General features: G+C 66.3%; 3 protein-coding genes. All 3 read right to left on the bottom strand.

Annotated elements, in window-relative coordinates; all coding sequences use genetic code 11:
* The coding region (locus tag M1105_RS20460) for an MlaD family protein (RefSeq protein ID WP_249582223.1) at window positions 1–902 on the bottom strand (902 nt) is incomplete at its 3' end.
* Window positions 903–952: 50 nt separating this feature from the next.
* Window positions 953–1,747, bottom strand: coding sequence for an ABC transporter ATP-binding protein (locus tag M1105_RS20455; protein ID WP_249582222.1), 795 nt, complete (start codon window positions 1,745–1,747; stop codon window positions 953–955).
* A gap of 7 nt (window positions 1,748–1,754) precedes the next feature.
* Window positions 1,755–2,664: MlaE family ABC transporter permease (locus M1105_RS20450; RefSeq protein WP_249582221.1), on the bottom strand; the 910-nt coding region annotated here is incomplete at its 5' end.

Raw genomic sequence — 2,664 nt, 5'->3', positions numbered from 1 at the left:
CCATCGACCTCGGGCAGCGTACTTTGCGTGAAATCCTTCAGGCCGTCGCGGTTCTCGGCGACGGCGTTGTTGATCTGGTCGGCCATGCGCGAGATCGCGGCCGCCGCGTCGCGCGCCGTGGCGATGACGGACGAAACGCCGGTCTCGGGATCGCCGAGTTGATCCGCGATGGTGCCGATGCCCGCGACCGCAGTCCGAGCCTCGGCGACGACATCCGGGAGACCGGCAAGCGCCGTGTCGACCTCCTCCACCGTCTCGCGCATGCCCGAGAGGATGGCGTCGATGTCCTCCTCGTATCCGTCGAGGGCTGCAGTGAAGTCCTCGACGTTCTTGAGTATGTTGGAGAGCGACTTGGCGTTCTCGTCGCTGGCGAGCTTGTCGATGTTGCTGATGACCGAGCTCAGCCCGCCCTCACCATCGCCGCTGCCGATCAGGGACTTGAGCTGCTTGTCGAGCACGTCGATCGTCGCCGGAATTGCCGGGATCTCGATGACGCCGTCGCCGGCCCGCCCGTTGTCGCGCAGGACCGCCTCGCTGTCCGGACGAACCTCGAGCTGCACGTAGAGCTGGCCGGTGACGAAGCTCTGCGGGACAAGTTGCGCTCTCAATCCCCTGTCGATCAGTTTGCGCACCTCATCGGCGACCTCGGATCGATCGACGCGGCCGCCAGTGTCGATCGATCCCTCGACGATCTCGAAGAAGACAGGCACTTCGGCCTCGAGGGTGTCTGGGTTGTAGAGCGCGACAATCCGGGTCACCTGGCCGACTGGAACGCCCCGGAAGGCGACCGGCGCACCCTCGCGCAGCCCGGCGACGGAGCCGGGGAAATAGGCGACGTAGGCGCGCTTCTCCTTGAAGTAATCGTCGCTGCCGAAGCCGATGAGGCCGGCGATCACCAGCATGACCGCCCCCACCACGAACAGCCCGACACGGTAGGGATTTGCCTCGGCACTCATGATGTCGTCCTTTCGCTCTCGCGGACCGGCTCCGTACCGCCTCGGGTCAGGAAGGCCCGGAGCTTCGGGTTGTCGGATGCCACGAGATCCCGCGGGTTCCCGGTGGCCAGCTGTGTCTTCGTCTCCGGGTCGAGAAAGACGCATGCATCGGCCGTGGCGAAGATCTGCGGTAGCTCATGCGTCACCATGACGATGGTCGCGCCGAGACTCGTCTTGAGCTCGAGGATCAAGTCGTCGAGCAGCTTCGAGGTGATCGGGTCGAGACCTGCCGAGGGTTCGTCGAAGAACAAAACTTCGGGGTCGAGCGCCATCGCGCGCGCCAGACCCGCCCGCTTCGCCATGCCACCGCTGATCTCGGCGGGGTAGTAGTCCTCGAAGCCTGCGAGCCCCACCAGCGCAAGCTTGTAGGCGGCGACATCGCGGATTTCCCGCGGGCTGAGAACCGTGTATTCGGAGAGCGGAAGGCCGACATTCTCGGCAAGCGTCATCGAGCTCCAGAGCGCTCCGCCTTGGTAGAGGACACCCATCCGGCGGATCAACTCGTCGCGCCGGGTGGGCGTCGCCGCCCAGAAGTCTTCTCCGTCGTAGAGCACCTGACCGGACGCAGGTCGGATCAGCCCGATCATGTGGCGCATGAGCGTGCTCTTGCCGCAACCGCTGCCGCCCATGATGACGAAGACCTCGCCGCGCCGGATGGTGAAGTTCAGGTCGCGCTGCACGACCTTCTTGCCGAAGGCCATGGTTAGCCCCCGCACCGCGATAAGGTCCTCCGATTTCGATCCGATGCCCATGCCGCGCCTAGATCCCGATGATGTCGTAGACGACGGTCAGCGTCGCGCAGGCGACGACCACCGAGACGATCCCAGTGACGACGGCCGAAGTGGTGGCGTTGCCTACCGCGGCGGCGCTGCGTCCGCAGGCCATCCCGCGCATGCAGCCGGCAAGCGCGACGAGGGCGCCGTAGACGACGCTCTTGATGAGGCCGCCGGCGAAGTCGAGAAGCGCAATCGAACCAAGCGTCTCCTGCCAGTACTGCCGCAGCGTGATGGTGGGCTCGAGGACGCCCACGACCGCCCCGCCGAGAATCCCGAGCAGGTTCGCGTAGAGGGCCAGCAACGGCAGCATCAGCATCAGCGCAAGCATTCGCGGCAGCACCAGGAAATCGATCGGCGGCATGCCGAAGGTTCTCAGCGCGTCGATCTCCTCGTTCACCTGCATCGTGCCGAGCTGTGCCGAGAAGGCGGCTCCGGTGCGGCCCGCCATCACGATCGCCGCCATGATCGGACCGATATCGCGCGCCATCGCGATGCCGACCAGATCGGCCACGAAGATCTCTGCCCCGAACTGGCGGAGCTGTGAGAACCCTACGAAGGCGAGGATCACCCCCACAAGGAAACTGATCAGGCTGACGATCGGCAGCGCGTCGGCGCCGCACTGCTGGATCGTGAGCCAGAGGTCGGCCCGCTTGAACCGTGCGCGTCCGGAGAGGAAGCGGCCGAAGGAGAGCGTCGCCTCGCCGACGAAGCGCGTCATCTCGCGCGCGCCCTTCACGAAATCCATCGCCGAGCGCCCGAGCTGCTCGATCATGCCCGCCCGTGGCGCGCTGGCGGTACGCTCCGCGGGCGGAACGGCGGTCGCGAGGTGGTAGAGCCGACGTGTCCCCTCCGGCATGGCCGAGGGGTCGACAGGGATTCCTGCCCCCCGGCAG

This window comes from Thermohalobaculum sediminis (assembly GCF_023487995.1).
Taxonomy (GTDB): domain Bacteria; phylum Pseudomonadota; class Alphaproteobacteria; order Rhodobacterales; family Rhodobacteraceae; genus Thermohalobaculum; species Thermohalobaculum sediminis.
Note: the sequence above shows the minus strand (reverse complement) of the source record. Positions and strands in the feature narration are given on the sequence as shown.

What these genes read in the sequence shown, in the direction of transcription:
- M1105_RS20455 (WP_249582222.1), bottom strand. Translation starts at nt 1,747, where the DNA reads ATGGGCATCGGATCGAAATCGGAGGACCTTATCGCGGTGCGGGGGCTA.